This is a genomic window from Pandoraea captiosa, from assembly GCF_902459775.1.
Taxonomy (GTDB): Bacteria; Pseudomonadota; Gammaproteobacteria; order Burkholderiales; family Burkholderiaceae; genus Pandoraea; species Pandoraea captiosa.
On sequence record NZ_CABPSQ010000020.1, the window covers coordinates 23750 to 49343 of the forward strand.

Annotated in this window: 29 protein-coding genes and 1 pseudogene; 13 read left to right on the forward strand and 17 right to left on the reverse strand. The window is 63.6% G+C overall.

Annotation, left to right across the window (positions count from 1 at the left end):
- Positions 1–81: 81 nt before the first annotated feature.
- The 8 genes from PCA31118_RS25835 to PCA31118_RS25875 form a co-directional block, all read right to left on the reverse strand.
- Positions 82–681 carry a S26 family signal peptidase gene (locus tag PCA31118_RS25835; RefSeq protein ID WP_150627798.1) on the reverse strand — a complete coding sequence of 200 codons (600 nt, stop codon included), beginning with the start codon at positions 679–681 and terminating at the stop codon, positions 82–84.
- On the reverse strand, positions 678–1211 hold the full coding sequence (locus tag PCA31118_RS25840) for a DUF2840 domain-containing protein (protein ID WP_150627799.1): 534 nt from the start codon (positions 1209–1211) through the stop codon (positions 678–680). The genes PCA31118_RS25835 and PCA31118_RS25840 overlap by 4 nt, the downstream gene beginning before the upstream one ends.
- Complete coding sequence (locus PCA31118_RS25845) at positions 1208–1492, reverse strand: chromosome partitioning protein ParB (protein WP_150627800.1); 285 nt, start codon at positions 1490–1492, stop codon at positions 1208–1210. Before PCA31118_RS25845 ends, PCA31118_RS25840 begins: the two co-directional genes overlap by 4 nt.
- Positions 1489–2127: a ParA family partition ATPase gene (gene parA, locus PCA31118_RS25850; protein WP_016452353.1), complete on the reverse strand. Its 639-nt coding sequence runs from the start codon at positions 2125–2127 to the stop codon at positions 1489–1491. The genes PCA31118_RS25845 and parA overlap by 4 nt, the downstream gene beginning before the upstream one ends.
- A 265-nt stretch (positions 2128–2392) precedes the next feature.
- On the reverse strand, positions 2393–3250 hold the full coding sequence (locus tag PCA31118_RS25860; RefSeq protein ID WP_150627802.1) for a replication initiator protein A: 858 nt from the start codon (positions 3248–3250) through the stop codon (positions 2393–2395).
- A gap of 26 nt (positions 3251–3276) precedes the next feature.
- Positions 3277–3570, reverse strand: a complete 294-nt coding sequence (locus PCA31118_RS25865) for a helix-turn-helix transcriptional regulator (protein ID WP_026437839.1) — start codon at positions 3568–3570, stop codon at positions 3277–3279.
- 83 nt (positions 3571–3653) lie between these two features.
- A complete protein-coding gene (locus PCA31118_RS25870; protein ID WP_150627803.1) occupies positions 3654–4427 on the reverse strand; it encodes a DUF2285 domain-containing protein in 774 nt (257 codons plus the stop codon).
- A gap of 341 nt (positions 4428–4768) precedes the next feature.
- A complete protein-coding gene (locus PCA31118_RS25875; protein ID WP_150627804.1) occupies positions 4769–5116 on the reverse strand; it encodes a DUF2958 domain-containing protein in 348 nt (115 codons plus the stop codon).
- Between the two features lie 215 nt (positions 5117–5331).
- Here PCA31118_RS25875 and PCA31118_RS25880 point away from each other — a divergent pair, with 215 nt between their 5' ends.
- Together PCA31118_RS25880 and PCA31118_RS25885 are read left to right on the forward strand one after the other, a co-directional pair.
- Positions 5332–5625 carry a helix-turn-helix domain-containing protein gene (locus tag PCA31118_RS25880; RefSeq protein ID WP_150627805.1) on the forward strand — a complete coding sequence of 98 codons (294 nt, stop codon included), beginning with the start codon at positions 5332–5334 and terminating at the stop codon, positions 5623–5625.
- Positions 5626–5933: 308 nt separating this feature from the next.
- Positions 5934–6308 carry a hypothetical protein gene (locus PCA31118_RS25885; RefSeq protein WP_150627806.1) on the forward strand — a complete coding sequence of 125 codons (375 nt, stop codon included), beginning with the start codon at positions 5934–5936 and terminating at the stop codon, positions 6306–6308.
- A gap of 49 nt (positions 6309–6357) precedes the next feature.
- Here PCA31118_RS25885 and PCA31118_RS25890 read toward each other — a convergent pair whose 3' ends face one another.
- Positions 6358–6672, reverse strand: coding sequence for a DUF736 domain-containing protein (locus tag PCA31118_RS25890; RefSeq protein ID WP_019726278.1), 315 nt, complete (start codon positions 6670–6672; stop codon positions 6358–6360).
- Positions 6673–7360: 688 nt separating this feature from the next.
- Between PCA31118_RS25890 and PCA31118_RS25900 the strand changes: the two genes are divergently transcribed.
- Together PCA31118_RS25900 and chrA are read left to right on the forward strand one after the other, a co-directional pair.
- Positions 7361–7690, forward strand: a complete 330-nt coding sequence (locus PCA31118_RS25900) for a PadR family transcriptional regulator (protein ID WP_246190441.1) — start codon at positions 7361–7363, stop codon at positions 7688–7690.
- Positions 7687–8916, forward strand: coding sequence for a chromate efflux transporter (gene chrA, locus PCA31118_RS25905; RefSeq protein ID WP_150627807.1), 1230 nt, complete (start codon positions 7687–7689; stop codon positions 8914–8916). The genes PCA31118_RS25900 and chrA overlap by 4 nt, the downstream gene beginning before the upstream one ends.
- 190 nt (positions 8917–9106) lie before the next feature.
- Here the strand turns inward: chrA and PCA31118_RS25910 are convergent, their stop codons facing one another.
- From PCA31118_RS25910 to PCA31118_RS25920, 3 genes are all read right to left on the reverse strand, one after another.
- Complete coding sequence (locus PCA31118_RS25910; protein ID WP_150627808.1) at positions 9107–9316, reverse strand: hypothetical protein; 210 nt, start codon at positions 9314–9316, stop codon at positions 9107–9109.
- A gap of 62 nt (positions 9317–9378) precedes the next feature.
- On the reverse strand, positions 9379–11433 hold the full coding sequence (locus PCA31118_RS25915; RefSeq protein WP_150627809.1) for a ParB/RepB/Spo0J family partition protein: 2055 nt from the start codon (positions 11431–11433) through the stop codon (positions 9379–9381).
- Between the two features lie 75 nt (positions 11434–11508).
- Positions 11509–12333 carry a DUF932 domain-containing protein gene (locus PCA31118_RS25920; protein WP_150627810.1) on the reverse strand — a complete coding sequence of 275 codons (825 nt, stop codon included), beginning with the start codon at positions 12331–12333 and terminating at the stop codon, positions 11509–11511.
- Between the two features lie 737 nt (positions 12334–13070).
- On the opposite strand from PCA31118_RS25920, the gene PCA31118_RS25925 reads away from it, so the two are divergent.
- Together PCA31118_RS25925 and map are read left to right on the forward strand one after the other, a co-directional pair.
- Positions 13071–13283 carry a ParD-like family protein gene (locus tag PCA31118_RS25925; protein WP_150627811.1) on the forward strand — a complete coding sequence of 71 codons (213 nt, stop codon included), beginning with the start codon at positions 13071–13073 and terminating at the stop codon, positions 13281–13283.
- Positions 13280–14047, forward strand: coding sequence for a type I methionyl aminopeptidase (gene map, locus PCA31118_RS25930; protein ID WP_150627812.1), 768 nt, complete (start codon positions 13280–13282; stop codon positions 14045–14047). Before PCA31118_RS25925 ends, map begins: the two co-directional genes overlap by 4 nt.
- A 41-nt stretch (positions 14048–14088) precedes the next feature.
- On the opposite strand, the gene PCA31118_RS25935 is transcribed toward map, so the two are convergent.
- The gene (locus PCA31118_RS25935; RefSeq protein WP_150627813.1) at positions 14089–14439 is read right to left on the reverse strand and encodes a DUF2958 domain-containing protein; all 351 of its coding nucleotides are present in this window, start codon (positions 14437–14439) and stop codon (positions 14089–14091) included.
- Positions 14440–14695: 256 nt separating this feature from the next.
- Between PCA31118_RS25935 and PCA31118_RS25945 the strand changes: the two genes are divergently transcribed.
- The 5 genes from PCA31118_RS25945 to arsH are packed head-to-tail and all read left to right on the forward strand — an operon-like array spanning position 14696 to position 17765.
- Entirely contained in the window at positions 14696–15019 is a 324-nt protein-coding gene (locus PCA31118_RS25945) for an ArsR/SmtB family transcription factor (protein WP_150627815.1), read from the forward strand.
- Positions 15020–15023: 4 nt separating this feature from the next.
- Positions 15024–15521, forward strand: a complete 498-nt coding sequence (locus PCA31118_RS25950; RefSeq protein WP_150627816.1) for an arsenate reductase ArsC — start codon at positions 15024–15026, stop codon at positions 15519–15521.
- A 7-nt stretch (positions 15522–15528) separates the two neighbouring features.
- Positions 15529–16614 (forward strand): ACR3 family arsenite efflux transporter, encoded by a 1086-nt coding sequence (gene arsB, locus PCA31118_RS25955; protein ID WP_150627817.1) that lies wholly within the window; start codon positions 15529–15531, stop codon positions 16612–16614.
- Positions 16615–16627: 13 nt separating this feature from the next.
- Positions 16628–17050: an arsenate reductase (glutaredoxin) gene (gene arsC, locus PCA31118_RS25960; RefSeq protein ID WP_150627818.1), complete on the forward strand. Its 423-nt coding sequence runs from the start codon at positions 16628–16630 to the stop codon at positions 17048–17050.
- Complete coding sequence (gene arsH, locus PCA31118_RS25965; protein ID WP_150627819.1) at positions 17043–17765, forward strand: arsenical resistance protein ArsH; 723 nt, start codon at positions 17043–17045, stop codon at positions 17763–17765. Before arsC ends, arsH begins: the two co-directional genes overlap by 8 nt.
- 42 nt (positions 17766–17807) lie before the next feature.
- Here arsH and radC read toward each other — a convergent pair whose 3' ends face one another.
- Positions 17808–18317 (reverse strand): RadC family protein, encoded by a 510-nt coding sequence (gene radC, locus PCA31118_RS25970; RefSeq protein ID WP_150627820.1) that lies wholly within the window; start codon positions 18315–18317, stop codon positions 17808–17810.
- A gap of 443 nt (positions 18318–18760) precedes the next feature.
- On the opposite strand from radC, the gene PCA31118_RS25980 reads away from it, so the two are divergent.
- On the forward strand, positions 18761–20899 hold the full coding sequence (locus tag PCA31118_RS25980; protein WP_150627822.1) for an ATP-dependent nuclease: 2139 nt from the start codon (positions 18761–18763) through the stop codon (positions 20897–20899).
- A 2-nt stretch (positions 20900–20901) separates the two neighbouring features.
- The gene (locus PCA31118_RS25985; RefSeq protein WP_150627823.1) at positions 20902–22701 is read left to right on the forward strand and encodes a UvrD-helicase domain-containing protein; all 1800 of its coding nucleotides are present in this window, start codon (positions 20902–20904) and stop codon (positions 22699–22701) included.
- A 118-nt stretch (positions 22702–22819) separates the two neighbouring features.
- Here the strand turns inward: PCA31118_RS25985 and PCA31118_RS25990 are convergent, their stop codons facing one another.
- From PCA31118_RS25990 to PCA31118_RS26000, 3 genes and pseudogenes are all read right to left on the reverse strand, one after another.
- Complete coding sequence (locus tag PCA31118_RS25990; protein ID WP_150627824.1) at positions 22820–23986, reverse strand: PDDEXK nuclease domain-containing protein; 1167 nt, start codon at positions 23984–23986, stop codon at positions 22820–22822.
- The gene (locus tag PCA31118_RS25995; protein ID WP_150627825.1) at positions 23983–25197 is read right to left on the reverse strand and encodes a tyrosine-type recombinase/integrase; all 1215 of its coding nucleotides are present in this window, start codon (positions 25195–25197) and stop codon (positions 23983–23985) included. The genes PCA31118_RS25990 and PCA31118_RS25995 overlap by 4 nt, the downstream gene beginning before the upstream one ends.
- Before the next feature lie 244 nt (positions 25198–25441).
- Positions 25442–25594: pseudogene (locus PCA31118_RS26000) on the reverse strand (ABC transporter ATP-binding protein); the annotation flags it as partial.

A 25594-nucleotide genomic window follows, 5' to 3' on the forward strand; every position in this document is an offset into this window, starting at 1 on the left:
CACTGCACGCGCGACGACATGCGGAACGCCACCAGATCGACACGCCTGATAGCACGATGATGCGCAGCGAATCGGCGGCGATCATGGGCGCTTCTCCAGCCAGACCGGGTGCGCGACACCGATCACGGCGGACGCGCGTACCGGCCCGAAGTACCGACCATCGAACGATGCCGGGTTGGTCACGCTCAACAGGAACAGCTCGCCCGGTTCGAGGCGGCGGCATTGCTGCCAGGATGGCAGCGGCCGGCCCCAGCGGTCGGCGCGCAGCACGGCGGCCGAAGGCACGCCGTCGATGCGGACGAGGCCGCCAGCGATGCACACCTCCTGCGGCGCGACGGCACCCACGCGCTTGAGTAGCGGCACGCCCGCCGGCAGGTAGCCGCGCTGCGCAGCCAGCGCGGCGGCATCTGGCGGCAGCGAGGCCAGGACGATGCTGCCCACGCGCAATGACGGTGGCAGCGGACGTGGCGGCGAGCCGGGCCGATGGCGCAACGGATCGACGCGATACCAGCCCACGGGAACGCTGTCGGACGGGTTGTAGATCAGGCGCGGCAGCGGATGCACGAAGGACGCCCAGGCCAGCGCAGCGAGGCCGCAGGCGGCGAGGCCCGCGAGCACGATGCGAGCGCGAAGGCGCGAGCGAGGACGCGGCGCGATGCCCGTAGTGGAAACGGCGGTCATGGCAGCGCCCTCCCGGTCAGCCAGGCGGCGTGCCGCTCGACGGTGTAGTCGGGCAGCGGCAGGCGCGCAGCGAGCCGGTTGGCGAGCGTGCGCCAGTACGCGGGCGAGGCATCGGCCGGTGCGATGCCGCGCGCCTCGATGGCGTCGATGCGTTCCAGCACGGCGCGTACTTGCCCGTCGCCCTCGGCGTGTAGCAGCAGGCGCGCGCCCGGCTGCACGCCGGGGATGCGCTGCGCGCCGTCCAGTGGCGTGCAAGCCTGCATCACCATGAGCTGCCAGCGGATCGTGCCGTAGTCGTTGGCCTGCCAGCGGATGCGGCACAAGACCGCGTTCGGCAGGAACACCGCGCAGCGCCGCCAGCGGTCGAGCCGCACGATGCGCGCCGGCTCGCCGAAGCGCAGATAGAGGTCGAAACGCTGGTCGATGTAGGCCAGTGCCACGCGCGTCAGCGGCGTGCTGGCGGGCTGGCCGACAGGCGCAGCCAGTGCAGCCGTGGCCGCGACAGCGGCAGGCGAAGCGGATGCGGTCATGGTGTGTTCTCCCTGCGGTTCTCGGGAAACTCCCGCTCCAGCAGGCCGCGCAGCAGGTCGGCCACGGTCACGCCTTGCGTGAAGGCAGAGACCTTGATGCGCGCCCGCATGGCGGGCGTGATGTCTAGGGTGAGGCGGGCCGTGTAGAGGTCGCCCTTGCCCAGCGCGTCGGCGTCGCCCTGGCGAATCCACGCCTCGGCGTGCGGATTCGCGGGCGGACGCGCGCCGATGCCGACGCGCTTTGCCGCACGTTTGCTGTTCGGTAGTGGCTTCGCTGTCATGTCGTCCACCGCAGCAGTTCATCCACAAGGGCGGTGATTTCCCGTGCGGCGGCGCTGTCCGGCGCCGTCTCGCGTGCAAGCCGGCCAGCGGCCACGCTGTCGGCGAACACGATGCGCTGATGCACTTCCGCGCGCAGCGCAGGAAGCGGCTGGTCAGCGAGCGCCTGGCGCGCTTCGCGCCCGATCACGGTGGTACTGACGCGCCGGTTGATGACGAAGGCCGCGCGCAGCGCAGGCCGGAACACCTGCGCCTCGCGGATCAGCGCCACCATCTCGGCGCTGGCCCACAGGTCATACGGGCTGGGCTGCACCGGGATCAGCACGCGCTCGGCCGCCAGCAGCGCGGAGCGCGCCAAGGCGGCGATGCGCGGCGGCCCGTCGATGACGACGTGATCGGCGCGTCTGGCGAGTTCTGGCGCTTCCTGATGCAGCGTTTCGCGGGCGAGGCCCACGGCGCTGAACAGCCGTGGCAAGCCTTGCTGGCTTCTGCGTTGCGTCCAGTCCAGCGATGAACCCTGCGGGTCGGCGTCCAGCAGCACGACGTGCTGGCCGCGCATCGCCAGTTCGCCGGCGATGTGGGTGGCGAGCGTGGTCTTGCCCACGCCGCCCTTCTGGTTGAGCAGCGCGACGATCATGGCCTGGCCCTCCGTGTTGGAAAGCCCGGCTGTTGCTGTTGCGTTTGTGGCCTTTCGCCAATGGGTTTGGCGGTTGTCCACCGTGGCGCGGCGCTTCTACTAACCGTTAGAGAATTTAAGTTAGGGAAGTTAAGAGAGGCCGAAACCCGCGCCGTTATTGGGTTTGCGGGCGATCCGTACTCCTGATAGCACGATAGTCGTACTCCCGATAGCACGAGTCCCCGTACTCCTGATAGCACGAGCCCGTCCACCGCTTTTCCCGCAGTTATCCCCGTGCCGTGTACGGCACGGGCCTGAACGTCAGCAGCTCGGCCCCACCGCCCGGCATCCGCTCGATGCCCAGGACGTAGCCGGGCAGCGACTGCCGCGCGACAAGCGCGCGCAGGTCGTAGGCGAAGTCCGAGAAGCGCGTGGCGCTGCCCGATTTCCGGTACAGGTGCCGGAAATCGAACTGCCAGCCGTGGGCCTGCCGCCCGCCGTGCTTGCGCACCAGGCGGTACAACCACCGCTCGATGCCGCCGGTCAGCCGGAAATACGCCGGGTCGATGGTCAGCACCAGGGCGGCATCCATCACTCCCGCATAGAACCAGTCCGGCAAGATCAGCTCCAGCCCCAAGGGCGTACCCTTGGCATCGGCCAGTTCCTTCCACTCGTTGATCCACGAGAAGCGGTGCAGCCGCCTGCCCGTGGTCTCGCGGATGGACGTGGCCACCGTGGTCGATTGCAGGCGATCCAGCGCCGCCTTGAGGCGCTGGTAGTCGCGCAGACCCGTACCGCGCCCGATGAAGCGCAGGATCTCGTAGGGCGTGGCCTGCATCAGCCGCGACGGGCGCAAGCCCGCGTCGCGTGCTTCCACGATCTGCGAAGCGGCCCAAATCAGGATGTCGGCATCCCAGATCGTGGCGATGCCATGCTCGACCGTGCCCTCCACGCGGATCGTGACGTTGCCCGCGCGAAAGTCGATCGGCGCCGTGCGCCGCGACTTCGCCAGCGAGAAGAACGGAAAGGCCATCAAATCCTGGCTGTCGCGCGGCGCCATGTCGCCCGGCAAGGCGCGGAACAGGTCGAGCTGTTCGCGTTCTTGCGAAGGCCGCTGCCGGGACGGCAGCGCAGGACTGGACATGGCGGTGGCCTGGCGCGTGCCAGCGATCAGCGCGCACGGCTGTCCGCCGCATGGTGCTCGGCGTACTCGGGATCGGAAGTCGTCTCGAAGCTGCGGTCGGCGGCCCAGGCATCAAGGTCGGCCACGGCGTACATGACGCGGCGGCCGAACTTGCGAAAGCGCGGGCCGCCACCGATCACGCGCTGTTTCTCCAGCGTGCGCGGCGACAGGCGCAGGTACTCGGCGGCTTCGTCGTTGGTGAGGTAACGCTGCGGTTGTGCGGCAGCGGTGGGGACAGTGGCCGAAACTGTTGCAGAGGGCCGCAAGGGAGCGGGACGCATGGTGTGAACCTCCATCGGTTTTGAAGCTCCGGCCACACAGCGCAACCGGATGGAGGCAGTCTCAGAAAACGAAGCTCCGCTGCTCAGGGACGTTTTGCATCCCCATCAAAACGTCCCTTCTCAAGCGGCGGCAGTTGTGCTAGGCGGCGATAGCCGCCGCGCATCAACGCATTGCCCCGGCGCACCAGGCGACGCACGCGGGCACGCAGGTCGCCGTCGGCGTGCCAGTCGGTGGATACCGCGTCGGCTCCGAACAGCCCTTCGGCCACGTCGCGCAAGGACGCGCCCGCCAGGGTCGCGTCGAGCGCTTGCAGGGTGTGCAGCTCCAGCATCGCGGCCTGTGTGGGCCGGGGCCTGGCGGTGGCCAACGTCGCGCTGCGCATAGGCGCGGCAGCGCCGCCGCCACTTCCGCGATTGGCATAGGCGACCGCCATGTCGTCCTCCAGGCCAGGCGCCAGCGCGAAGCGCGCGCAGTGGCCGGGGATGTGCGCGATCAGCGCCAGCCCTTTGCCGTCATGCAGCAGTTGTTTGTGACCGGGGATGTGCCAGAACTCGAAAGCCGTCGCATCGGGCGGCGGATCGGCATCGGGATGGAGTTGCACCACGGCATCGTGGCCGGGTAGCCAGGCCGGATGCGCGTCGCGCGCATCCAGGGCCGGGTCTTCCAGCAGACGCAAGCCCCAGCGAAGCGCCGCCTGTTGCGCCGCTTGCGGCCGGCGTTGGTGGCGCAGCCAGTCGAGTCGGTAGTCGGGATGGCGGCGCAGGTACTCCCAGGCCAGTGCGAGCGTGTCCAGGCACAAGATGTAGAGGTACGCGGCAGTCGGATACCAGTGCGCGATATGGTGAGGATTGACCATGACGCAAGCTCCCGTCGAATAGCAGGAACGTCGTCACGGGCGTTCAAGAACGGAGCTACCGCGTCCACATCACAACATCATCCGAACCTGTTTAAGCTGTAACATCAAGTGTCAAGACCGATTGGCTCCGGGGTATTGCGCAATGCGTCCGAATACGACGGCCGCGCAGTCCAAAAACGTCACGCGGCGCAAATCAAGGTGCCGTAACCCGCGCCAAAGATCGTGGCCGTTTTCGTCTCAAATGCCCTGTTTCGGTGCAAGAGTGCGAATTGAGACCGGGCAAATCCGAATTCCGACGGAAATAGTCTCAATACGTCCAGTTGCGCCGCAACGCGATTGGTTCAATCGACCATGCCGCCGCTCTCCTGGGCCAGCCGGACATATTCCGACAGGGGCCGTGCTGCCTGGAAATACCGATCCCGCATCACGGGCTGCTGGCGCGGCCCGACGATGGAGGCCAGGTCGGACAGCTTCACGGTGCCCAGCTCGGGCATCCCCAGGCCCAGGTCGATCAGGCCGTAGGCCGTATCGCCGTCGGCCGGGTCGAGCGAAGCGAGCAGCCAGGTGAGGTATGCGTCCGGAGTGAACAGGCGCACCACGGGTAGCGGGTCGCCGGCCCGACCGTCGGCACGGGCTTGGCCGTGGGCCAGCAGGCGCTGGCGCTCGTCCTCGGTGATGAGTGGCTTCATGGCGGTCTATTCCCAATTCACAAATCCGCCCAAGCGTGAAAACGCAAAGCCACATCGGCGGATTTGGGAAAAAGCACGATTGTGATTCCGTGGCTTTGCGCTTCTGTAGCAAGCCGCAAATGCGGATTTCCGTAAAAACGCAAAACAGTGAGATGTCGATGAAAGAGTTAAAGATAACGTGGTTTTAATTGTGCTGCGACTTGACGCTTCTGTCTATGCAGAAGCGCCCCATTCAGCGCGGCCGACCGGCCGGCGCCACCACCTACGATGCCGAATTGGCTCACGCCTTCGGCGCCGCGGTGCGCGCATTGCGGACGGAACGCGGCATTGCGCAGGAATCGCTGGCGCACCTGGCTGGCATCGAGCGCTCGCACATGGGCAAGATCGAGCGCGGCGAGCACATGCCCACGCTGGCGATCATCTTCAAGATCGCCGGCGCACTCGAATGCAGCACGGCCGTGCTGATGAGCGAGGCTGAAAGCCAGCTCGCGGCAGCGGCCCAGCCGTAGGCGCTGGCCGCGCCGATCCGGCGCAGCCGGTTCGTTAGTATCGAGGGGCGCCAAGCCCTGCGCGGCGGGGATAGCCCACAGGGCTGTCCCCTGGAGGCAAGCGGAGCGCGCAGCGCCATCGGCGCATAGGCGTGAAGGATCGGAGCCGAACGGCTGTGACGGCGCAGTCGGCACAGGGCGCAGCCCGAAGAGCCTGACGGCGCACCGCGCCGGCACGTCCTGAACGATGGGTGAGAGCAGGGCTCGCGCGCATTGCTTCACGCGGACTGCCCCTTTTCCCTTCCCTGAAGCGCTTTGGAGTTCAACGCATGAATGAGAAAAGCATTCTTGCCATTGGCATCGACCCGGCATTTGCAGACCTGAGCGACCATCCAGAACTGTCGGCGGATCTGGTACGCGCCTACATTGACCAGCAGATGGCGCAGATACGCGCGCAGGGCTACGAGGTGGACTCCTGCCTGGTCGATCTTGGCGAAACGGCTGAACAGGCCGTCGAGCACCTGCTGCGATCGCGCGAATATGGCTGCATCGTGTTTGGCGCCGGGCTGCGCGAGCCGCCCGCGCTGCTCATGCTGTTCGAGCGGCTGCTCAATATGGTGCACCGGCTGGCGCCCCGCAGCCACATTGCATTCAACACGAACCCGGCCGATACGGCGACGGCCGTGCAGCGTTGGATCGGCTGAGCTTCGCGCTACGGCCAGCGCCCCGCCGCGTGGGCGGGGCTGGCGGCGGTCACGCCGCCTGGGGCTTGCTGCGCGACCAGATCAGGTCGTGCGTGCCGTCCTCGCCTTCGATCAGGCGGGCGTAGACCGTGGCCGGGAACGAAGGATCGTCGAGGGTCACGGAGATGTACTCCCGCCCGGCCTCGCTGGTCTTTTTCCACGCCGCGCCGATGTCGTGGCTGGCCGCCTGCAGGCGGAAGTCGGGGGCCTTCTCGTTGTCGCCCTTGTCGTTGGGCACCAGCTTGACCTTGACGTTGAGCGTCAGGGTACGAAGCGTGCCGGTGAAGCCGTCTTTGTCTGCGGTGAAGGTGCCGATGTTGGCCATGATGATTTCTCCTTACGGTGGAACAAGGTTCGCGCCCATCGCGTCCTTGTTGTGATCCGGCCGGCGGGGGACGGGCGGGCGGCACCGCTTGCGGTCGAAACGCAGTGGAGAGCCGGGAGGCGAAAAGAATTTGTCCCGCGAGGAATGCGCCGAACGCAGTGACAAAGCAGGGGAAATTGTTTTCGCCGGACGGTTGCAGCCATGAAGCCCGAGGCGCAGTCGCGCCCCCGCCAGGATTCACAACAACACAAGGACGCCTTGGGCCGAACCGCACCGCGAGGAGATGTGGCTGACTCGGCATCCCCGCATGAAGGCTGCTCCGGCTCGCTCCCTGACGCGGGCCAGGTCATCCACCCAACGACAGACAAGGATGCCCCCGCCGCAGCTTGCGGCGCCAGTCTTGAGGCGTGGCGTGGAAGCTCCATAGCGATGCCGGGCGGGTTGTCCGTGAACCGTCCTTCGTGGACGTGATGGGTACGAATCGCCAGCGTTGAGGACGGTACGTATTTGCACAACCTGCCGCAGCAAGCCTTGGCGCATCCGACGCGCACTCCCCACCGTGGCTGGGCACTGGCCGGGCCACCCGTGGATGCAAGCGCAGCGCCGCAGGCGCGTAGGCTTGAGCAACTGCCTTAAAAGTTAAGACAGCGCATCATGATAATATCGAATTTCGTTATCGTTATTCGATATGAAAGAGAAGCCAACACCCCGCGCCATGGAGCACCACGACCTGCTGTCGGGGCTGATCCGCCTGCATGTGCTGCACCACGCGGCCGAGCAGGAGATCTACGGGCAATGGATGATCGACGAGCTGGCCCATCACGGCTATCGCCTCTCCCCAGGAACGCTGTACCCGATGCTGCACAAGATGGAGCGCGACGGCTACCTCGTCTCCCGCCAGGAGCGTGAAGGGCGCACCGTGCGCAAGCTCTACACGATCACGCCCAAGGGCAAGGAAGGCCTCGCGCTGGCCAAGGAACGCATCCGGGAGTTCACCGGGGAGGCGATGCACAAATGACCGATTCCACCAACACCTTGCAGCATGAGGCCACAGCCGCGCGCGGCTCACCCGTCGAAGTCTTCGGCGCCTTCCTCAAGCTGGGGCTGACCTCCTTCGGCGGGCCGATCGCGCATCTGGGTTATTTCCGCTCGGAGTTTGTCGAACGCCGCCGCTGGCTGGATGACCGCAGCTATTCCGATCTGGTCGCCCTGTGCCAGTTCCTGCCGGGGCCGGCCAGCAGCCAGGTAGGCATGGCGCTGGGACTGAGCCGTGCAGGCTGGCTGGGGCTGCTGGCGGCCTGGGCGGGGTTCACCTTGCCGTCGGCCATGGCGCTGATCCTGTTCGCCTTTGGCATCGCCGAATACCAGGGGCTGGCCCAGTCCGGCTGGGCGCATGGGCTCAAGGTGGTGGCCGTGGCCATCGTGGCGCAAGCCGTGTGGGGCATGGCCAAGTCGCTGAGCCCTGACCGCCCGCGCGCCGCTTTGGCCATTCTGGCAGCACTGCTGACCATGATCCTGCCCTCGGCTGCAGGCCAGCTTGCCGCCATCGCGGCGGCGGGATTCCTGGGCTGGTGGAGATTGAAGATCGCGCAACCCGGTGGCGGCCAGGCCCACAAATATCCTGTCTCGCGCAAGTTGGGTGTTGTGGCGCTGCTGCTGTTTGCTGCACCGCTCGTTGCGCTACCCCTGTGGGCTGCAGCCACGGGCTCGTTCACGATCGCGCTGTTGGAAGGCGTGTACCGCTCCGGCGCACTGGTCTTCGGCGGCGGGCACGTCGTGCTGCCGCTGCTGCAAGCCGCCGTGGTGCCCAGCGGCATCGTGAGCAATGCCGACTTCCTGGCCGGCTACGGTGCGGCGCAGGCCGTGCCGGGGCCGCTGTTCACCTTCTCGGCCTATCTCGGCGCCATCGCTCAGGGGCCTCTGCATGGCTGGATCGGTGGTCTGGCACTGCTGGGCACCATCTTCCTGCCGGCCTTCTTTATGCTGGTCGGTGCGCTGCCGTTCTGGGAAGGACTGCGCCACCGCGCGGGCATCCAGACGGCCATGGCGGGCATCAATGCTGGCGTGGTCGGCATTCTGGTATATGCCCTGTACGACCCGGTGTGGACGAGTGCCATCCACGGCAAGGCGGATTTTGGGCTGGCGTTGTTCTCGTTCGGGCTGCTGACGGTGGGGCGGGTGCCGCCAGCGCTCGTGGTGCTGCTGGCCGGGCTGGCGGGCTGGGTCATGGCAATGGGCATTTGAAGGCCCGCGCGGGCCTTCAACTGCCGGGCGTGCCGCCCGGCCACTTCAATGCCGCCGCCTGAGCCACCGCGAAGGCGGCGGCGTTCTGATTCGGCTGTTGGCCTTGAACACCGGGCGCGGCCACCGCCGTACCCGGATTTGCATTTCACCGCGCCCAGGCCGTTCCGTCCTGGGCGCGGTGCTGATCGGGTTATTCCTTCGTCTCGATAAGCCACCACACGGCGCGCGGCAAGGCGCGGCCCGTGATGGGGTGAATGTCGGTCAGGTCGGCGTGGGCTGACCAGCCCGAGGGCGGGCGGTAGCCGCGCACGTCGCCTTCGCCGTGCCAGCGGCGGGCGCGTACCGTGCCGGGGGCATAGATCGCCGCCATGCGTGGGCGGTTGGGCGTGGTGCGGGTCATGGGGGGGGTCTCCTTCAAGCGAAGCGCCCCGGTCGAGGCCGGGGCACTTGCTTTCGCACGAGTCAAGCGGCCAGCGCCGCGGCGGGGTCATCCGCTGTTGCCTCGGCATCCTCCGGGGCATCGTTCCGCTCCTGCGGTGCTGCCTGCGTGCCTTCGGCCTTGAAGATGGCGGGCATCCAGCCGGTGCCATCGACCAGCCGCTCGGCTTCGCTGGCAATGTCGGCCTTCTGCATCTTCGCCAGCCGGGTGACGTGCGACGGGGCGAACTGCTCCACGGCTTCCAGAATCGCGACCTTCGGCACATGCCGGAAATAACCCTCATTGGTGGGTTTCCACCATGCGGCCATGTCCAGCCCCACGGCCTTCGCCAGTTCCTCGCCCGGCTGCTGCCGCGTGGTGCGGGGTGTCACCACGTCCACCGTGACCGCCACGCATACCGCCAGCAGTCGTACCAGTTCGTCTTGCGACTTCGCCAGTAGCGCGGCGAACAGTTCGGCGCTGTCCTGCGGCAAGGCTTCGCCCGCCACCTGTTGCAACTCGCGCAGCGCCACGGCAGCAGGCGATTCCGGCCAGTCCGGGGCCATGCCTTCCAGCCGGTCTTGCACTTTCAGGCTCACGCCCAGCGGCAACGCATCATGGCGGGGGCCGTAGTGGCTGCCGTGCAAAACGGTCTGCACCATGCCATGCACCAGCGCGGCCAGCGCCACTTGCGGATGCTGCGCCACTTCGATTTGCAGCGCGGCGGTACGGTGGGCACTCAACCGCTGCGCCAGCCGGTCGGACATGGCGGCGGTCTTGGGCTGCTCGTCATCCTCGCCTTCGTCGTCGTTCTCGGCATCCTCACTGCCGAAACCTTGGCGCAGGCGTTCCAGCGTGCGCAGTGCCTTGGCCTCGGCTTCGCGCATCAGGCCGCGATGAATCACGGCCTGCCCGTTGCGGTCGATGGTGACGATGGCACCGGCTGCGGCCTTCACGGTCGGGCTGTAGTCCTGCAAACCATCTTCCAACGCCTGCAACTGCTCGCCCAAGGCTTCGCCTTCCTCTTGCAGCGTGTCGGCCTTGTCCTCGTCCTCGGCTTCCAGCGCATCATTGAGGGCTTCGCCAATGGCCTGCACCTTGGCTTGCAGCTTTTCGATGCGCTGCGTTTCGCGCTTGGTCGGTTCGCGCCGCTCCCTCGGCGCACGCTGGAAGGCGTGCAGATCGGCATGGGTCACGCCCGGCGTGGCATCCACCCATGCCCAGCCTTCGGCCTGCACCTCGGCGGCGATGCCTGTCAGCCGGTCTTGCGCCAGCCTGTCCAGCAATGCGGCATCGGTCAGATACACGCCCGCGTCACCTTCCGCGAACAGGTCACGGCGCACGCCACCGCCTGCGGCTTCGTAGGTGTCCAGCCCGACGAAGCGCACCAGCGGATGCCGGTAGGCGTCGATTTCGCGCTCGGTGAGGCGGTCGCGCAGCGCGGACGGCTGGCGCTGCCACGTTGGCGCATCGTAGAAGGCGGCTTCCTGCGCCGTGTGGTCATCAGTGATGGAAAGCGCCATCAACTGATCGAGCGTCACGGCATCGGCGCGATAGTCCGCCATGAGGCGCGGCGACACATTCGCCAGCTTCAAGCGGCGCTGCACCACCAGCGGCGTGACGCTGAAATCCGCCGCAATGTCCTCGATGGGTCGCCCCTCAGCCACCAGCGCCGCGAAGGCTTCAAACTGGTCAGCCGGGTGCATGGCTTCGCGCTGCACGTTCTCGGTGAGGCTGGCAGTGCGGGCCGTGCCATCGGCCACCAGCAGGCAAGGCACCTCCCAATCCTTGGCGATGCGGTGCTTTTTCGCCAGCAGCTTCAACGCGGCCAGCCTGCGGCCACCGGCCACGACTTCGTAATGCTCGCCATCGGCGGATGCAATCACGATCAGGTTTTGCAGCAGGCCCACGCGCTGAATGCTCGCGGCCAGTTCAGGGATGGACATGCGCGGTGTCTTGCGCACGTTGCGGCCCGTGGGGCGCGGCACCAGCCGCGACAGCGGCACAAGAATCAGGTTCTTGGTCGGGTCGGCGGCTTCCAGCGGGATAGCGGCGGCGACATTGACGACGCGGGCTTCGGTAGTGGTAACGGCGTTCATGGTGGTATCTCCAATCGAGTCAAACAAGGAATGGAGGGGAAACCGCCCCTCCTGCGGGAAAAACCCGAAAAGGGATCAAGCCTTCAACTGGCGCAGGCCATCGGCCAGCATCCACAGGGCGCGATTGAGGCGCACATCGGAATCAATGCCCTGTATCGGGCGGGTCTGCTGGCGGCGTCCGTTGGCGCTGCGGCCATGCAATCCGCCTTTGGTGAGGTTTTCTTGGATGCGGTTGAACACGCTCCACAAGTCGGGGCGGCGATCTTCAAACCGGCGCGGCATCAGAATCTGGCTTTCGGTGATGGGCGCGGGCTTGTTCGGGTCGTCGTACTTGAGGGTCAATGCGGCGCGGGCGAACACTTCGGCCTCGCCTTCGTCCAGCGTGATGGCGCGCATGGCATCGCGGGAATCGCGCACACGGTCGAAACCGCGCAGCACCTCGAACGCGCCTTCGATGACTTGGCCCGCCACATCGCCCTTATGGGGAACGCGCACATCGGCCACGGTGTCGCCGCACACAAGGCCATTGCTGCACACAAAGCGGAACTGGCCCGCCAGCATCTGGTAGCTGCTGGTGCCATCGTGCGAGTTCAGCAGGATAATTTCATTGGCTTCCGCGCCGTTGATCTGGCTGGCATGGCGCAGGCGCAGCATGTGTTTCGTGTGCTCGCGCTTGCCTTCATCGCGCACGCGGGTTTGCGTCACCATGAAAGGCTGAAACCCTTCCTTGCGAAGCTCGGTCAGAACCGCCGCCGTGGGGATATAGGCGTACCGATGGGAACGGCTCTCATGCGGGGCGCCCGCAAAGATGGACGGGGCCACGCGGTGGATTTGGTCATCCGACAAGGGATAGTCGGAACGCAGCGCGGGGGAATGGGAAGCGAAACGGGTTGCAAGCATGTCGTTCTCCTGAACAAAAGTGGCTGTTGAAGAAAACCGCACACCGGATTCCTAGATTCGGAGCCCAGCCTTTCGGCTGTTCGGTGCGGTCGGCACGAGGAACCCGGTTGGCCCTGTTGCCACCGTCTTTCCTGAGTTCATCGCCCGCGACGGTCAGGAGCGCGCGGACGGGGGCCGTCAAGGAGACAAGCGCAGGGTTGGTGCGGCCCGCAGGCGCAGCCGAGGACACGGCCCTGCGCGCCTTGATGGCACACGGGAGCGGGCTACAGTCGCGGACAAGGTGATGAAGTCAGGGGAGACGGCTGGACATGGCAACGGCCACTTCCAACGCCGACCGCACGGCAAGCGAAGCGCGCAGGCCCGAAGCTGGAAGCCGGGCCGGAGGCGTCAGCCGAGCGGAGCGAGGGGACGATGGAAGCCCGACAGGGGCGAAACCCCGCAGGGGGTTCGATGCGCTACACGCACGACAGCGCGACCGGCCATCTCCTAGGTGGCCGGGGACGCCCTGCCTTCAAGGTTCGATGAGCGCCAGGCGCAGGAGCTACGCCACGTCCCAGGCATTGGGGCGCCGATTCCTCAGTGGCGGCGGATTTCTGGCCGAATCTGCGCAGCCGGTTCGGCGGCATCGAGGGCGCCAAGCAACGCGCGGCGGGGATAGCCCGCAGGGCTTTCCCCGGAGTTGCGCCCGTGGCGACATGAATATATGATTCGTATACGTTTCATATAAGACATTCAACATGGGCATCGTGAACATCGACGACGACCTGCATGACCAACTGCGCAAAGCCAGCGCCGTGTCATGCCGGTCCATCAACGCGCAGGCCGCCTTCTGGATCAGGATCGGCATGCTGTGCGAAATGAACCCCACGCAGAGCTTCAACGAGATCGTCGCCCGCGAGCTGCGGGCCGCCGGCGTCGCAGCGCAGCCGCTTCAGGTGGCCTCACCATGACCAAGCGCCCGGAAGAAATCGCGCTGCTGGCGGAGTCGGGCCAGTTATTGGCGAGCGTGTTCGACCATCTGGATCACATGAACCTGATTGGCATGTCCACCATGCAGGTCAACGATCTGGTCGATGGCTTCATCGTCAATGAACTCAACGCGCGCCCGGCCAGCAAAGGCCAGTACGGGTACGCCTATGCGCTCAACGCTTCGCCCAATCATGTGGTCTGCCACGGCGTTCCCTCCACCACAGACGTTCTGCAAAGCGGCGACATCGTCAACTTCGACATCACCCTGGAGAAAAGCGGCTACATCGCCGATTCCAGCAAGACCTATCTGGTGGGCGAGGTATCACAGCCGGCCCAGCGGCTTGTGCAGGTGACCTACGAGGCGATGTGGAAAGGTATCCAGGCCGTGCGCCCCGGCGCCACGCTCGGCGACGTGGGCCATGCCATCGAGCGGCATGCGCGCAGGAACGGCTACAGCGTCGTGCGGGAATACTGCGGCCACGGCATCGGCCGCGAAATGCACGAGGAACCCCAGGTGCTGCACTGGGGCAAGCCGCGCACGGGCCTGGTGCTGCGCGAAGGCATGGTGTTCACCATCGAGCCGATGGTGAACCAGGGACGGCGTGCCGTTGAAACCGAAGAGGATGGCTGGACGGTTGTCACCTGCGACGGACAACTGTCCGCGCAGTTCGAGCATACCGTAGCCGTCACCGCAAGCGGCGTGCGGGTCTTGACCTTGCGCCCCGGCGAGAAGCGGCCGCATTGAGCTGCCTTGGGCAGGGGCGCTCCGAAGCGCCCCAAGGCCGGTCAGACAACGACCCGCCCGGCCAGCCGCGCATCGCGCGCATAGGCACTCAGGCGCTTGTCGGTCTGAAAGTGCAGATCACGCTCGATCGGCAGGCCCAGCCCGCCGCGCACGCTCGCCAGCTCGTTCAAGCTGACCCAGCCGATTTCCGGCATCCCCAACCCCAGGTCGCAAAGCCCGAAAGCACGGTCATGATCATCGGGATCAATCTCGGTCAACAGCCAGGTCGCGCCGGCATCCGGCGTGAACAGCTTGACCACGGGAGCCGGATCGAAGTCCGGGTTGTCCAGGGAAGCACGGCCGTTGGCCAGCAGCACGATGCGCTGCTCGTCGGTGATGAATGCGTGGTTCATGGTGAACTCCTGAAAGTTGCCGGGCGGAATTGCCCGACCCGTTCAGGGCACGGAGCAGCGCAAGCAGTCAATGATCGAAGACGGCCGCCAGGCCGCAAGCGTGCGAAGCAGGCGCAGTCATGGACGGCGAGCACGCCGTGGCACGATGAAGGGAACAGCAAGCCGCCACCTCCACGCCTCGCACACAGATTGCCGATCAAAGCCGCCAGGATAGTTTTTCTTTCAATTAATTCAATGATTGATGTATCATTGAATAATGAATGAGACCCAAGCTGTTTCCGCCCTGAGCGCGTTGGCCCATGCCCAGCGCCTGCGCGTGTTCCGCGCCCTGGTCATCGCCGGCCCCGAAGGGCGAACGCCCAGTGTGCTGGCCGAGCAACTCGACGTGGCTCGCAATGCACTGTCTTTCCATCTGAAAGAACTGGCGCACGCCGGCCTCGTCACCATCGAGCAGCAGGGCCGCAACCTCATCTATCGCGCCGACTTTTCCCAGATGAACGGACTGCTCGGCTACCTGACCGAACACTGCTGCCAGGGCGGCGTGTGCGAGGTCACCGAATCCTCCCACTGCGATTGCTGATGCCATGACCACCGATACCCCCTACAACGCGCTATTCATCTGCACGGGCAATTCGGCCCGTTCGATCCTCGCCGAAGGCATCCTCAACAACCTGGGCCAGGGCCGCTTTCACGCCTACTCGGCGGGCAGCCACCCCAAGGGTGAGGTGCATCCGCTGGCGCTTGCCACGCTGGAGCGGCTGCACATGCCGACGGCAGGCTATCGCAGCAAGAGCTGGGATGAGTTCGTAGCCCCAGGCGCCCCGGTATTCGATTTCATCTTCACCGTCTGCGACAACGCCGCCGGCGAGGCCTGCCCGCTCTGGCCGGGCAAGCCGGTGTCCGCACATTGGGGTGTGCCCGATCCCGCATCGGTCGAAGGCTCCGAAGAGCAACAGATCAAGGCCTTCAAAGACGCCGCCTTGACCCTGCGCCGCCGCATCGAGCTGTTCCTGTCGCTGCCGCTGGCGCGGCTGGACGCCATGTCCTTGCAGCGCGAGCTGCGCGACATCGGCAAGCAGTGAGGCCCCGATGACCGCAGCGACTGAAACGGCCCGCGCCATGCCGGCCGCCCCGACCATGAGCGTGTTCGAGCGCTACCTGACGGTGTGGGTTTTCCTGTGCATCGTTATTGGCATCGCGCTGGGCCAGTTCGCGCCCGGCGTGTTCCAGGCCATTGGTCACATGGAAGTTGCCCAGGTCAACCTGCCGGTGGGCCTGCTGATCTGGATCATGATCATTCCCATGCTGCTCAAAGTGGACTTCGGCGCGCTGGGTCAGGTCAAGCAGCACTGGCGCGGCATCGGCGTTACGTTGTTCATCAACTGGGCCGTCAAGCCGTTCTCGATGGCGTTGCTGGCATGGATCTTCATCCGCCACGTCTTCGCCAACGCGCTGCCCGCCGACCAGCTCGACAGCTATGTCGCCGGCCTGATCCTGCTGGCCGCCGCGCCCTGCACGGCGATGGTGTTCGTCTGGAGCCGGCTGACGGGCGGCGACCCCGTGTTCACGCTGTCGCAGGTGGCGTTGAACGACACCATCATGGTGTTCGCCTTCGCACCCATCGTCGGCCTGCTGCTGGGCCTGTCGGCCATCACGGTGCCGTGGGATACGCTGCTGGTGTCGGTGGCGCTCTACATCGTCATCCCCGTCATCCTCGCGCAGGTCTGGCGCCGTGCATTGCTTCGGCGCGGCCAGGCCGTGTTCGACCGCGCCCTGGAGCGCATCGGCCCGCTGTCCATCGCGGCGCTGCTGCTCACGCTGGTGCTGCTGTTCGCCTTCCAGGGCCAGGCCATCCTGCAGCAGCCGCTGGTCATCGCCATGCTGGCGGTGCCGATCCTCATCCAGGTGTTCTTCAACTCCGGCCTGGCCTACTGGCTCAACCGCAAGGTGGGTGAGAAGCACAACATCGCCTGTCCTTCGGCGCTGATCGGCGCGAGCAATTTCTTTGAGCTGGCCGTGGCCGCGGCCATCAGCCTGTTCGGCTTCCAGTCCGGCGCGGCGCTGGCCACCGTGGTCGGCGTGCTGATCGAAGTGCCCGTCATGCTGCTGGTCGTGCGCGTGGTCAACCGCTCGCGCGGCTGGTACGAGGCCGGCCCGAACCCATCGACCCGATAACCACGACATGCCCATGAGCACCATCACGATCTATCACAACCCCGCCTGCGGCACGTCGCGCAACACGCTCGGCCTGATCCGCAACAGCGGCGAAGAGCCCACGGTCATCGAATATCTGAAGACGCCACCGGATCGCGCGACGCTGGTCAAGCTGCTGCAAGATGCGGGCCTGGGCGTGCGCGCCGTGCTGCGCGAAAAGGGCACGCCCTATGCCGAACTCGGCCTGGGCGATCCGAAATGGACGGATGAGCAGTTGCTCGACTTCATCGAGCAGCATCCCATCCTCATGAACCGGCCCATCGTGGTCACGCCGCTGGGCACGCGCCTGTGCCGGCCATCGGAAGCGGTGTTGGACATCCTGCCGCAGCCGCAGCGCGGCGCGTTCAACAAGGAAGACGGCGAGCCCGTGATCGACGCGGAAGGCCGCCGTGTCTGAAGCGCGCCTTGACCTCCCCAATATCGACACGACGCTGTTTGAGCAACCAGATACGAAGCGGCTGCTGACGCCCGAACACGCCACGCACGCGCCGCGCTTCCTCCTGCTCTATGGCTCGCTGCGGGAACGCTCGTACAGCCGGCTGGCCGCAGAGGAAGCGGCGCGCATCCTGCGCGCGCTCGGCGGCGAGACGCGCATGTTCAACCCCTCGGGCCTGCCGCTGGTGGACGATGCGCCAGGTGATCATCCCAAGGTCCAAGAACTGCATGCGCTCACGCAATGGGCCGAAGGCATGGTGTGGTGCTCGCCCGAGCGCCACGGCGCGATGACCGGCCTCATGAAAACCCAGATCGACTGGATTCCGCTGTCGGTCGGCGCAGTGCGCCCGACCCAGGGCAAGACGCTGGCGGTGATGCAGGTCTCGGGCGGCTCGCAGTCCTTCAACGCCGTCAACCAGATGCGCGTGCTCGGCCGCTGGATGCGCATGCTGACCATCCCCAACCAGTCCTCGGTCGCCAAGGCCTGGCAGGAATTCGACGAGGCCGGGCGCATGAAGCCCTCGGCCTACTACGACCGCATCGTGGATGTGATGGAGGAGCTGATGAAGTTCACGCTGCTCACGCGCGATGCGGCGCCGTACTTGGTGGACCGCTACAGCGAGCGCAAGGAGAGTGCCGAGGCTTTGAGCCGGCGTGTGAATCAGGCAACGATCTGACACCCCAAAGGCGCAGCAAAAAGGGGGCCGAAGCCCCCTGGGTCAGATCAGGCCGCATTGGGCAAATGACATGGTGCGGCTTCCCGCGACGATGACGTGATCGAGCACGCGCACGTCCACCAGCGCCAACGCATCCTTGAGCCGCTGGGTCAGCACCTTGTCGGCACTGCTCGGCTCGGGGTTCCCGCTCGGGTGGTTGTGCGAAACGACGATGGCCGCCGCGTTGAGCCGAATCGCCGCCTTGACCACCTCGCGCGGATACACCGATGTGCTGTCGATGGTGCCGTGGAACATCTCGGCATACTCGATCAGGCGATGCTGCGTATCGAGGAATAGCACCGCGAACACTTCCGACTCTGCGCCACCGAGCTTGGCACACAGGTACTCCTTGACCGCCTCCGGCGGCGTGAGCGACGCACCGCGCTGCATTTTGCGGTCGATGACCTCGCGCGCAGCTTCGAGAATCTGGTCCGTCGTCGCTAGCAGGTAATGGCCTTGTGCGTCCCGCACCATCAGCGAGGACTCGAACGAGGAAAAGGACAGTTGCGACATGGTCGTGCTCCGGTTGCTCGGGCGGAATTGCCCGGAACCGTGGCCAGCACGGCGCAGCGCAAGCAGTCAAAGATCGAAGACGGCCCTGCGGCCGCAAGCGTGCTCGCACGCGCAGTCATTGACGGCGCGAACGCCGTGATACGGTGAAGGGGACAGCAAGACCGCCCACACCTCACCCACTGCACATACCCGGTTTTGGGCAAGCGCAGCGCGCAGGCCCGGCACTGGCCGGGTCGGAGGCGTCAGGGATCAAAGCCGAATGGCCGTGATTCGGCACGAAGCGCGGGGCACCGCCCGCGAGCCCGACGGCGGAACGCCGGGACGCTACCCAGTTCCGACATGCTGCCAAACGTCTGCTCAGCGAAAAACACCTTGTAACATGCATGTACTTTGCGGTGGGCCGGCATTCGTGCGGCGCTCCTAGAAATAAGACGAGGACCTCCATGCACATCTCCAAGCTCAGCCTGGTCAACTACAGAAATTTCGCTAACACCAAGCTCCTGTTTCAAAAGGGCATCAACACCATCATTGGCGAAAATGGATCAGGTAAAACGAATCTGTTTCGAGCGATCAGGCTGCTGCTTGATGACAACATGATCCGATCCGCTTACCGATTAGAGTCAACTGACTTTCATAGAGGTCTAGGAAGGTGGCAAGGGCATTGGATCATCATCAGCCTTGAGTTCGAGGAGATCTCGGCTGATGAAGCAGTCCAAGCCTTGTTCCGACATGGGACGGGCGGCATCGACGATGAGGCAATCGGCAAAGCCACCTACAACCTCATCTTCCGCCCAAAGAAAGAGATCAGGCTTCGCCTTTCTCAATTGGACGATGGCGATCACGCTGGTCTCGCTGCGGTCCTGAATCCTGTCACTCTGGACGACTACGAAACCATCTTCACGGGCCGAAGCGACGCTGACTTCAACGATGAGGCTTTCTACAAGGAGGTGGTCGGTGACTTCGAGAACGCCAAGTTCAACGAAGAAATCGAGTTTCCCGCCATCGGCGCCAAGATTCCGAGCGTGCTGTCCGTTTCCAAGGAGATTTCCTTCACTTTCGTTCAGGCGCTTCGAGACGTTGTATCGGAGTTTCACAACAACAGGACCAATCCACTTTTGTCACTGCTCAAGGGCAAGAGCGGCGATATAGATCCAGTGGCCTTCCAGCTCATCACCGATGGGGTGAAGGCTTTGAATGATTCGATCGAGGCGTTGCCGGACGTACAGTCTGTCCGGACCGATATCAGAGACACCATCAAGGATGCGGCTGGCGAGGCCTACTCTCCCTCTTCTTTGTCCATCAAGTCCGATCTGCCTGATGAAGCTGACAAACTGTTCCAATCGCTCAAGCTGTTTGTTGGTGAATCGGGAGAAGGCCACGAAGGGCCGATACACGAGTTGAGCTTGGGTGGCGCAAACCTGATCTTCCTCACCTTGAAACTGCTGGAATTCAAGTATCAGAAGGCCAAGCAGTCGATCGCCAACTTCTTGTTGATCGAAGAGCCAGAGGCCCACATCCACACGCACATTCAGAAGACGCTGTTCGACCGGCTTCAGTACGATGACACCCAGATCATCTACTCTACCCATTCGACGCATATCTCGGAGGTCAGCAACGTTCAGAACGTGAATATTCTTGGCCGGGAGCGTGATCGATGCGATGCCTACCAACCGTCCACCGGCCTGGGTCCAGAAGAGATTGGCAACATTCAACGCTACCTGGATGCAGTCCGCAGTAACCTGTTGTTTGCCAAGAGTGTCATTCTGGTAGAGGGCGATGCCGAGGAAATCCTGATCCCGATTCTGGTTAAGAAGGTGCTGGGTATCAGTCTGGATGAACTCGGAATCAGCCTGATCAACATCCGAAGCACTGGGTTCCAGAACGTAGCCGTTCTCTTCCACGACAATCGAATCCGAAAGCGATGCAGCATCGTCACGGATCTCGACAAGTCCATCATTGACACAACGCCCGCCGGGGGCGATCCCGAGGAGGTGCTTCGGCGCAAGAAAAAGTACCAGGCCTCCCAGGAAAAGGGCATCGCCAGGAAAGCGCTTCTCGATGAGTCTTTCAAAGACAACTCCTGGGTTTCGCCATTTTTTGCCCCATACACCTTCGAGGTTGATTTCGTTGCTGCGGGCAATGCGAAAAAAGTGGTTGGCATCCTCCCTGATGTCTATAAAGACGCGGCAACCATAGCAACCGCCAAGACAGAGCTTGAGTCATTAGACATTGCTTTCTACGGTCAGCGCGTGCTGACCATGGCGGGCAACTATGGGAAAGGATGGTTCGCCATCCTGCTGGGAAAGAAGATCGATCCACAAACTGCCATCCCGTCGTACATCCTTGATGCCATCGCCTTCGCGCACCCAGTAGTTTCAAAGGAAGTCTGGTTCAATGTGCTGAGCTATCGCGTCAACTACATAGACTCGGAAGATATTGTCACCGCGTCGGCAGTCTTCGATGGATTCAGGGCCAAATTACTGGCCTTCAGACAGGGAGACATCGATTTCGTTGATATCAGAAACGAAATGATGGCCACCTTCCCCGATGATCGCATCAACGACGTCCTCAAGGTGTTCTAACCATGTTCACCTGGGATGAGGATGATCTTAATCCGGAGCAGGAAGCTGCAATCCTGGAGCCTGGGAGCGTGTTTCTCATCGCCTGTCCTGGCAGCGGAAAGACCCGCACACTGACCTACAAGATCGCCTATGAGTTGTCCAGACTGAAATCGAACAAGCAATTCGTTGTCGCGATCACGTATACGCACCGCGCGGCCGACGAGATCCACGAGCGCATCGAGGGCCTTGGGGTAGACACATCCCGACTATGGATAGGAACGATCCACTCATTCTGTCTTGAATGGATACTGAAGCCCTATGGCATCTATCACGAAGCATTGAAACGGGGCTATCGCGTAATCGATCAGCATGAGCGCGAGAAGATTTTGGACGCTCTGTGCAAGCCCTACCAGAAGCCAAAGATAACTTTCTGGGATTGCGAATTTTATTTCACCGAAACTGGCTATGTGCTTTCCTGTCCGCAAGCGTGGAAGCACACCGGCTTGCACGCGATATTGGAACAGTATTTCGAGAAGCTGCAGGAAAGCCGGCAGATAGACTTTGAACTCATTCTCTACTATGCGTATCAATTGATCGCCAGCCGTCCTGCGATCAGCGTCCTTCTAGGGCAGCTGTTCTCTTTCGTGCTGATCGACGAATATCAGGACACGAAGCGAATTCAATACTCGATCGTCACGGCCATCTTGAAAGCTAGCCAAGGTGCCACCAAGGCTTTCATCGTCGGCGATCCGAATCAGGCGATTTACCAGTCGCTCGGGGGATACCCGATTGCCTTCGAGGATTTCAAGACGATGGCTGACATTGACCTGAAAAAGCTCGAACTGTCGAAGAACTACCGATCCTCTGAGCGCATCATCGACTATTTCGGGAACTACAACGTCCACGATACGCGCATTGAAGCTGCATCCGATGAAAAGGCTTATCCGAGTCTTGTTTCGTTCGATGCCACGGTGAACAAGACAGGTCTGGAAGCCGAGTTGATCCGGCTCATCCGTTTCAACATCGAAACTGTCGGTATCGCGCCTCACGAGGTGTGCGTGCTTGCGCCTCAGTGGACGCATCTTGCCAGCATGACACGCCGTCTGTGCGCGAGCATGCCCGAGTATTCGTTCGATGGCCCGGGCATGGTTCCGTTTGCGCGCGACACTGAGAATTTTTGGTACAGGCTTTCCAAAATCGCACTTACCCAGGCATCGCCGGGGATGTATGTGCGCAGACTTCGTTGGGCCGGTGAAATCCTTACTGACTTGGAGGCGGCTGGCGCCAGCGTATCCAAGCTCACTCGAAAGTCGTTGTTGAGAGAATGCAATGCGATCAAGATCGATGAGACGGATGGACTCACCTACCTCAGCACATTCTTCGATAGGCTGTTTTCAAGTTTGGCCATCGATTTTCGACTCTTCACCACCCTTCGGGAGCATCACACTGCGTTCTTCGACAGTTCGCAAGCGCGGGTTGCCCGATTGAAAAGTGAGGGAAGCGAATTCATCGGAGATATAGGAACTTTCAGGAAGGTTTTTCAGAGCCGGACGGGCATCACTATCTCAACGATCCACGGCGTGAAGGGAGCAGAGTTCGATGTGGTGATCGCCTATGCCTTGCTGGAGGACATGGTGCCGCACTTCAATGATCCGAACGGCCAAGAAAGTGCGATGAAACTTCTGTATGTCATTGGCTCGCGAGCGAGGAAGAACTTGCACCTGATCTCGGAACGGGGACGTATTCGCCAGTATTCTGGCGAAGAGTATCAAGTCACGCGCAAGCTCGCCGCATGTGATTTTGGGTACGATCAAGTTCCGTAGAAATTAGGGCCGATGCGAAGCGAGTGAACGACGGACATCCGCACGGGGAGAGACTCGCGTAGCGAGTCTCTATGCGCAGCACAACAGCGCCACGGTGGAAAGCTGGGACGTCCGTTTATCACGGGAGTTTCTTGGGCTGGTTCGATGTGCGCGATTCCAGCAAGCGCCGTGTAGCCTCCAGTTCCTTCTGCAACAGTTCGGCGTCCGGCAGCACGGTACGGTAGTTCGCTGCCATCACCTTTGTCGGCAAGCCTTCCAAGGCATACCGCGCCAGCGCGTGGCCCTTGTCCGCACAGAGGATCAGCCCCACGGGCGGGTTCTCATCGGAATAAGCCCAATGCTCCTTGGCATAGTTGCAATACATGTGCATCTGGCCCACGTCCGCGTGGGTCAGGCTGCCCAGCTTCAAGTCGATGATGACCAGGCAGCGCAGCCGACGATGAAACAGCAGCAGATCCACCCGATACCACGTCTGATCGATACGCAAGCGCCGCTGCCGCCCGATGAAAGTGAACCCTTCGCCCAGCTCCAGCAGGAAATCCTCCAGCCGCCGAATCAAGGCCGCTTCCAGGTCGGACTCTGAATACTCGTCCTTGAGGTCGAGGAACTCCAACACATACGGGTCTTTGATCGCATCGCCGGGCGTGACGGCATCCTCGGGCCTGGGCACCGCGCCCTTGACCAGCATCGCCGCCTTGTCCTTCGATAGCGCGGTGCGCTCGTAGAACTGGCTGCCGATCTGCCGGTCGAGCTGGCGCACGCTCCAGCCCCCGCGCAGCGCCTCGGCCTCGTAGAACTGGCGGGTATGGGCATCCTTGACCGACAGCAGCCGCACGTAGGCCGACCACGGCAGCGGGAACGCCTGGGCCAACGCAGTCAGGCTCAAATTCCCAGACACCGTCTGGGATTTCTCAGGAGGCAGACTGCCGCCCAATTTCCCAGACAGTGTCTGAGAAATCTCCGTATGGGGATGAGCGAGGAAGAACCGCCGCATGTTTTCCAGGTTGTTGACGCCAAATCCCCGTCCGAACTGCATGGTCAGATCAGCGGACAGCCGGGTCATCAACTGCTCGCCGTAGCCTGCGCGCCGCTTGCCCTGTTGCTCGGCCTCCACGATGCGGCGGCCGATCTCCCAATAGCTGGCCGTCATCAGCGCATTGACGCTGCGCGCCGCCGCCTGGTGCGCAGCGTCGAGCAGTTCCACGATGCCACCGTGGATGCAGGCGTAGCCGGCCGGCAAGGCGGTGGGGGTTGCCCCCGCCGCCGAAAGCGACTTCTTGCTCATGCCGTCGCCTCCACCGGCTCCACTTGCCGCTGCGCCCCGGTGATCGTCTTGCGCCGGTTCGCCACCAGCTCAGCGGCCTCGCGTACCGGCTTGTCCTCGGTGTGGACGTAGCGCATGAACATCGCCACGGTCTTGTGCGCCGTCAGCGCCATGCCGACCTTGACGGGGATGCCCGAATTGGCAATGTCGGTGGCCGAGCGGTGCCGGATGCCGTGCGTGCCCACATGGGTCACGCCGGCCCGCTTGAGGATGCGCGTCCAGCCGCTGTAATACTCGCCGGTGGTCATATGCTGCCCCGGATGGTTCGGGGACGGGAACACATGCGGGCAACCGTCCTGGCGGGGCGCGGTGGACAGCAGGCGGTGGGCTTCCTCGCTCAAGGGCTTGGACATGCCGCCGGTCTTGCTGTCGGGCCAGACTACGCGCCGGTTCTCTAGATCGACCCAATCCCATTGCAGCGTGACGATTTCGGAGCGGCGGCCCGCGAACTCGAATTGCAGCCGGATCGCCAGCGGCAGGATGGCGTGGTCCAGTCCCAGGCCATCGGTTTCCAGAAAGTCGAGATACCGGAACAGCTTGCCCATTTCCTCATCGCTGATGAGGTGGGTGGCCTTGCCGTTGGGGTACATCGGGACATGGCGGCACGGATTCGTGCCGTCCGGCCGGTAGCCCCACACTTCGGCCAGATTGAACATCTTGCGCATCACGCTGAAGGTGCGGTTCGCTTCGGCCGGCTTGTGGACCATCTTCTTCATCGCCGAGGCCACGTCGGGCCGCTTCACGTCCTGCACCTTCATGCGGCCGAGCATCGGGACGATGCAACGGTTGATGACCGCCTGATACCCGCGCTGGGTGCTGGGCTTGTTGCGTTGCTTGGAGTGGTCCTCCATGAACTTCTTGCACAGTTCCGCGACCGTGGGGGCGGATCGGGCTGTTGCCTTGTCGGCGCTGGGATCGCCGCCCCGGCGCACCTGCGCCAGCCACTCCTGTGCCAGCGAGCGGGCCTGCTCGACGGTCAACTCTCCGAACAAACCAAGGGCGGGCTTGCGCCGCTCGCCCGCGTTCGTGCGGTACTGGAGCATGAAGACCTTGCGGCCCGCTGGTGTAATCTTGCACAGGAAGCCGGGCACCAGCGTGTCCCGGAGTTCGACGGCCTGCGCCTGGGGTTGCGCCGCCTCCACGGCGGACTTGGTGAGCTTGATTCTTGCCATGATGACTCCTCGGGAAGACCCGATTCCCAGGAGCCTTCTAGGGGCCAGCAGAGGGGAAGCAGGGTCAGGTTTCGGAAAGCACCGGCATATGTTGGACTCGCCTAAGTTATTGATAAACCTGCTGTATCGGGCTTCGGCGTAGTCCAGCGAAGTTCGGTGCTGGAGTCATGGTGAAATGAAAAAGCCCGCCAATCGGCGGGCTTTCTCGGTAGCACTCCAGACTGATCGAACAACGACCCGTCAATCAGGCAGCCTTCTTGGCCAACCCCAGATAAGTCTCGATGACCTTCGGATTGGTCGCCAATTCCTGCGCCGGGCCCTCCAGTGCCAGCTCGCCTGTCTCGATCACGTAAGCGTAATCGGCGACCTGCAAGGCGGCCCGGGCGTTCTGCTCGAT

Coding starts and splice junctions, on each gene's coding strand:
- PCA31118_RS25865 (WP_026437839.1), bottom strand. CDS start 3,570: ATGCGTCCCGCTCCCTTGCGGCCCTCTGCAACAGTTTCGGCCACTGTC.
- PCA31118_RS25870 (WP_150627803.1), bottom strand. CDS start 4,427: ATGGTCAATCCTCACCATATCGCGCACTGGTATCCGACTGCCGCGTAC.
- PCA31118_RS25995 (WP_150627825.1), bottom strand. CDS start 25,197: ATGGCAAGAATCAAGCTCACCAAGTCCGCCGTGGAGGCGGCGCAACCC.
- PCA31118_RS25985 (WP_150627823.1), top strand. CDS start 20,902: ATGTTCACCTGGGATGAGGATGATCTTAATCCGGAGCAGGAAGCTGCA.
- PCA31118_RS25845 (WP_150627800.1), bottom strand. CDS start 1,492: ATGACAGCGAAGCCACTACCGAACAGCAAACGTGCGGCAAAGCGCGTC.
- PCA31118_RS25920 (WP_150627810.1), bottom strand. CDS start 12,333: ATGCTTGCAACCCGTTTCGCTTCCCATTCCCCCGCGCTGCGTTCCGAC.
- PCA31118_RS25950 (WP_150627816.1), top strand. CDS start 15,024: ATGACCACCGATACCCCCTACAACGCGCTATTCATCTGCACGGGCAAT.
- PCA31118_RS25935 (WP_150627813.1), bottom strand. CDS start 14,439: ATGAACCACGCATTCATCACCGACGAGCAGCGCATCGTGCTGCTGGCC.
- PCA31118_RS25875 (WP_150627804.1), bottom strand. CDS start 5,116: ATGAAGCCACTCATCACCGAGGACGAGCGCCAGCGCCTGCTGGCCCAC.
- PCA31118_RS25880 (WP_150627805.1), top strand. CDS start 5,332: ATGCAGAAGCGCCCCATTCAGCGCGGCCGACCGGCCGGCGCCACCACC.
- chrA (WP_150627807.1), top strand. CDS start 7,687: ATGACCGATTCCACCAACACCTTGCAGCATGAGGCCACAGCCGCGCGC.
- parA (WP_016452353.1), bottom strand. CDS start 2,127: ATGATCGTCGCGCTGCTCAACCAGAAGGGCGGCGTGGGCAAGACCACG.
- PCA31118_RS25910 (WP_150627808.1), bottom strand. CDS start 9,316: ATGACCCGCACCACGCCCAACCGCCCACGCATGGCGGCGATCTATGCC.
- PCA31118_RS25980 (WP_150627822.1), top strand. CDS start 18,761: ATGCACATCTCCAAGCTCAGCCTGGTCAACTACAGAAATTTCGCTAAC.
- PCA31118_RS25835 (WP_150627798.1), bottom strand. CDS start 681: ATGACCGCCGTTTCCACTACGGGCATCGCGCCGCGTCCTCGCTCGCGC.
- arsC (WP_150627818.1), top strand. CDS start 16,628: ATGAGCACCATCACGATCTATCACAACCCCGCCTGCGGCACGTCGCGC.
- PCA31118_RS25990 (WP_150627824.1), bottom strand. CDS start 23,986: ATGAGCAAGAAGTCGCTTTCGGCGGCGGGGGCAACCCCCACCGCCTTG.
- PCA31118_RS25840 (WP_150627799.1), bottom strand. CDS start 1,211: ATGACCGCATCCGCTTCGCCTGCCGCTGTCGCGGCCACGGCTGCACTG.
- PCA31118_RS25915 (WP_150627809.1), bottom strand. CDS start 11,433: ATGAACGCCGTTACCACTACCGAAGCCCGCGTCGTCAATGTCGCCGCC.
- PCA31118_RS25900 (WP_246190441.1), top strand. CDS start 7,361: ATGAAAGAGAAGCCAACACCCCGCGCCATGGAGCACCACGACCTGCTG.
- PCA31118_RS25925 (WP_150627811.1), top strand. CDS start 13,071: ATGGGCATCGTGAACATCGACGACGACCTGCATGACCAACTGCGCAAA.
- arsB (WP_150627817.1), top strand. CDS start 15,529: ATGACCGCAGCGACTGAAACGGCCCGCGCCATGCCGGCCGCCCCGACC.
- PCA31118_RS25885 (WP_150627806.1), top strand. CDS start 5,934: ATGAATGAGAAAAGCATTCTTGCCATTGGCATCGACCCGGCATTTGCA.
- PCA31118_RS25890 (WP_019726278.1), bottom strand. CDS start 6,672: ATGGCCAACATCGGCACCTTCACCGCAGACAAAGACGGCTTCACCGGC.
- radC (WP_150627820.1), bottom strand. CDS start 18,317: ATGTCGCAACTGTCCTTTTCCTCGTTCGAGTCCTCGCTGATGGTGCGG.
- PCA31118_RS25860 (WP_150627802.1), bottom strand. CDS start 3,250: ATGTCCAGTCCTGCGCTGCCGTCCCGGCAGCGGCCTTCGCAAGAACGC.
- map (WP_150627812.1), top strand. CDS start 13,280: ATGACCAAGCGCCCGGAAGAAATCGCGCTGCTGGCGGAGTCGGGCCAG.
- PCA31118_RS25945 (WP_150627815.1), top strand. CDS start 14,696: ATGAATGAGACCCAAGCTGTTTCCGCCCTGAGCGCGTTGGCCCATGCC.